This is a genomic window from Streptomyces sp. YIM 98790, assembly GCF_011421595.1.
Lineage (GTDB): Bacteria > Actinomycetota > Actinomycetes > Streptomycetales > Streptomycetaceae > Streptomyces.
This window is the reverse complement of record NZ_WTLH01000311.1, coordinates 1-4,222: the sequence shown is the minus strand read 5'-3', so window position 1 is coordinate 4,222 and position 4,222 is coordinate 1. Positions and strand designations below refer to the sequence as shown.

The 4,222-nt window shown below is 72.8% G+C and carries 4 protein-coding genes; all 4 read left to right on the top strand.

All coding sequences use genetic code 11. From position 1 onward, the window contains the following. Window positions 1-199, top strand: a 199-nt coding sequence (locus GQS09_RS27250; RefSeq protein ID WP_207958348.1) for an adenosylcobinamide-GDP ribazoletransferase, incomplete at its 5' end; no start/stop codon positions are given. A 200-nt stretch (window positions 200-399) separates the two neighbouring features. Continuing rightward, window positions 400-1,983: a leucyl aminopeptidase gene (locus tag GQS09_RS27245; protein WP_165990193.1), complete on the top strand. Its 1,584-nt coding sequence runs from the start codon at window positions 400-402 to the stop codon at window positions 1,981-1,983. Between the two features lie 404 nt (window positions 1,984-2,387). Continuing rightward, on the top strand, window positions 2,388-3,776 hold the full coding sequence (gene lpdA / locus GQS09_RS27240; protein WP_165990192.1) for a dihydrolipoyl dehydrogenase: 1,389 nt from the start codon (window positions 2,388-2,390) through the stop codon (window positions 3,774-3,776). A gap of 139 nt (window positions 3,777-3,915) precedes the next feature. Beyond that, the coding region (locus GQS09_RS27235; RefSeq protein ID WP_313896371.1) for a biotin/lipoyl-containing protein at window positions 3,916-4,222 on the top strand (307 nt) is incomplete at its 3' end.

Below are 4,222 nucleotides of genomic sequence, written 5' to 3'. Positions count from 1 at the left end.
GGCGGCCGCCCGGCCGTCCCCGGGCCTGGGCGCGGTCGCCGGGGCGAGCGCGGTGGTGCTGGGGCTGTGCGCGGCCGAGGCCCTGCTGTGGCACTGCCGCCGCCGGCTGGGCGGCGTGACCGGGGATGTGCTCGGCGCCCTCGCCGAGACCGCCGCCACCCTCACCCTTCTCGCCCTGACCCTCGGCATCCACTCCTGACCCCGCCCGCCGGGCAGCGGCGCGGCTCGTCCCGGGGTGCCGCGGCGGAGTGCACGGCGGGGCGTGTCGGGCGCGGGCCGGTCGGGGGCGGCCCGGGAGGGCGGGCGTAGGCTCCGAAGGACCCTTCCGCGCGGCCTCGCCGACACCGGCGCCGACCACGGGCCGCGGACACACCACAACAGAACAGGATTTCCTACACCGTGAGTGCACTGACCCTCAGCAACACCCCCGTCGCCGCGGTGCGCGCGGACGCCGTGGTCATCGGCATTGCCAAGGGCGAGAACGGCCCCGCGCTCGCCTCCGGCTCCCCGGCGGCGGCAGCGGTCGACGCCGCCTTCGGCGGCAGGCTGGCCTCCGTCCTGGGCACCCTGGGTGCCAAGGGCGGCGAGGACGAGATCACCAAGCTTCCCGCTCCGGCGGACGGCCTGGCCGCACCGCTGGTGCTCGCCGTGGGTCTCGGCACAGCGCCCGGGGAGGGCACGGCCTTCGCACCCGAGACACTGCGCCGCGCCGCCGGCGCCGCCGCCCGCGCGCTGAGCGGCACCGGCCACGTCGCCCTGGCGCTGCCGGCCGGTGACGCCGCCTCGCTCGCCGCCGTGGCCGAGGGCGCACTGCTCGGCGCCTACGCCTTCACCGACTTCCGCGGCCGGAAGACCAAGCCGGGCAGGAACGGCAAGAACGGCAGGAAGGACCCGCAGCCGGAGAACGGCGACCGGGAGAGCGCGCCGCCGGCCGGGTTCACCGTGCTCGACGCCGACCCGGCCGATCCGGCGCAGCGCGCCGCCGCCGAGCGCGCCGGCGTGCTCGGCGAGGAGGTGGCCCGCGCCCGCGACCTGGTCAACACCCCGCCGAACGCCCTGAATCCGGCCGGTTTCGCGGCCACCGCCCAGGCCGCGGCCAAGGAGCACGGCGTGAAGGCGGAGGTGCTGGACGAGCAGGCGCTGGCCAAGGGCGGCTACGGCGGCATCCTCGGTGTGGGCCAGGGCTCGGCGAGCCCGCCCCGCCTGGTCCGCCTGGGCTACACCCATCCCAAGGCGGACCGGACCCTGGCCCTGATCGGCAAGGGCATCACCTATGACTCGGGCGGCATCTCCCTGAAGCCGTCCGGCTCCAACGAGACCATGAAGTGCGACATGGCCGGCGCCGCGGCGGTGTTCGTCACCGTGCTGGCCGTGGCCCGGCTCGGGCTGCCGGTGAACGTCACCGGCTGGCTGGCGCTCGCCGAGAACATGCCCTCCGGCTCCGCCACCCGGCCGGGCGACGTGCTCTCCATGTACAGCGGCAAGACGGTGGAGGTGCTCAACACCGATGCCGAGGGCCGGCTGGTGATGGCCGATGCCCTGACCCGGGCCTGCGAGGAGTCCCCGGACGCGGTGGTCGACGTGGCCACCCTGACCGGCGCGATGATCGTGGCACTGGGCAAGCGCATCTTCGGCGTGATGGCCAACGACGACGCCTTCCGCGATCTGGTGCACAGCAGTGCCGAGCAGGCCGGGGAGCAGTCCTGGCCGCTGCCGCTCCCGCAGGAGCTGCTGGACGGCATGAAGTCCACGGTCGCGGACGTGGCCAATGTGGGCGACCGGATGGGCGGCGGCCTGTCGGCCGGCCTGTTCCTGAAGGAGTTCGTGGCCGAGGGCGTGCCGTGGGCGCACCTGGACATCGCCGGCCCGGCGTTCAACGAGGGCGGTGCGTTCGGCTACACCCCGAAGGGCGGCACCGGCTCGTCGGTGCGCACCCTGGTGCGGCTGGCCGAGCGGGTGGCGGACGGCGCCCTGGAGGGCTGACCGTCCGCGGGCCGGCGGGTGCCGCGCCGGTCCGCGGACCGGCCGGGCGGGTGACGGTCCGGGACCGGCGCGGGCGGCGCGCGCGGACCGTCCGCCCGCCCGCGCCGGGCGGGCGGCGCCCGTGCCGCAACCCGCGGGGCGTACCAGCAAGTAGCTCTCTGCTGCCGCTGCGAAACGCGGCGGCCCCCGTCCGGGATTTCCGTTCTGACCGGATATCGACGTGTCTCATCCCCCGGCCCCGCGTCTCATCACGGGGGCACAAGTGCGAAGATGGTCTACCGGCAGGACAGGGCCCGGCTCACGACCGAGCGAGCCATGACAAGCCGCGCACCAGCGGCGCACAACACCCGCCGGCCGGTCAGCGGTGACCGGCACCGGCGTACCCCATGCATGGAGGACGTGACGTGGCGAACGACGCCAGCACCGTTTTCGACCTAGTGATCCTCGGTGGCGGCAGCGGTGGCTACGCCGCGGCCCTGCGCGCTTCCCAGCTTGGCCTGGATGTTGCCCTCATCGAGAAGGACAAGGTGGGCGGCACCTGTCTGCATCGCGGCTGCATCCCCACGAAGGCCCTGCTGCACGCGGGTGAGGTCGCGGACCAGGCCCGGGAGAGCGCCGAGTTCGGCGTCCGGGCCACTTTCGAGGGCATCGACGTGGCCGCGCTGAACAAGTACAAGGACGGCGTGGTCGCCGGCCTGTACAAGGGCCTGCAGGGCCTGATCGCCTCCCGCAAGGTCACCTATGTGGAGGGCGAGGGACGGCTCTCCTCCCCCACCTCCGTGGACGTGAACGGCCAGCGCTACACCGGCCGCCATGTGCTGCTGGCCACCGGTTCCGTACCACGCAGCCTGCCCGGCCTGGTCATCGACGGCCGGCGGATCATCACCTCCGACCACGCGCTCTACCTGGACCGGGTGCCGAAGTCGGCCATCATCCTCGGCGGTGGCGTGATCGGCTGCGAATTCGCCTCCGCCTGGAAGTCCTTCGGCACCGAGGTGACCATCATCGAGGGTCTGCCGCACCTGGTGCCGCTGGAGGACGAGGACAGCTCCAAGCTGCTGGAGCGGGCCTTCCGCCGCCGGGGCATCAAGTTCAACCTCGGCACCTTCTTCGAGAAGGCCGCCTACACCGAGGACGGGGTGCAGGTCACCCTGGCCGACGGCAAGACGTTCGAGGCCGAGCTGCTGCTCGTCGCCATCGGCCGCGGCCCGGTCTCCCAGGGACTGGGCTACGAGGAGGCCGGAGTCGCCATGGAGCGCGGCTACGTCCTGGCCGACGAGTACTGCCGGACCAATGTGCCCACCATCTCCGCCGTGGGCGACCTGATCCCGACGCTCCAGCTCGCGCACGTGGGCTTTGCCGAGGGCATCCTGGTCGCCGAGCGGCTGGCCGGTCTCAACCCGGTGCCGATCGACTACAACGGCGTGCCCCGGGTGACCTACAGCCACCCGGAGGTCGCCTCGGTCGGCCTGACCGAGGCCAAGGCCAAGGAACTGTACGGTGCGGACAAGGTCGTCACCCTGAAGTACAACCTGGCCGGCAACGGCAAGAGCAAGATCCTCAAGACTCAGGGCGAGGTGAAGCTCGTCCAGGTCCGCGACGGCGCGGTGGTCGGTGTGCACATGGTCGGCGACCGCATGGGTGAGCAGGTCGGCGAGGCACAGTTGATCTACAACTGGGAGGCGCTGCCGGCCGAGGTCGCGCAGCTCATCCACGCCCACCCGACCCAGACCGAGGCACTCGGCGAGGCGCATCTCGCGCTGGCCGGGAAGCCGCTGCACGCTCACGACTGATCGAACCTGTTCACCCGGAGCGCACCACCAACCGCATTTTGTAAGGAGCACCTGAAACCATGGCGGTTTCCGTAACCCTTCCGGCGCTCGGAGAGAGCGTGTNACCACCAACCGCATTTTGTAAGGAGCACCTGAAACCATGGCGGTTTCCGTAACCCTTCCGGCGCTCGGAGAGAGCGTGTCCGAGGGCACCGTCACCCGCTGGCTGAAGGCCGAGGGGGAGCGGGTCGAGGCCGACGAGCCGCTGCTCGAAGTCTCCACCGACAAGGTCGACACCGAGATCCCGGCCCCGGCCGGGGGCGTGCTGGTCTCCATCAAGGTCGCCGAGGACGAGACGGTCGAGGTCGGCGCCGAGCTGGCCGTGATCGACGACGGCACCGGCGCCCCGGCCGCCGCCGAGGCGGCCACGGTGGCGGAGCCGGCGCCCGCGCCGCAGCCCGCCGCCG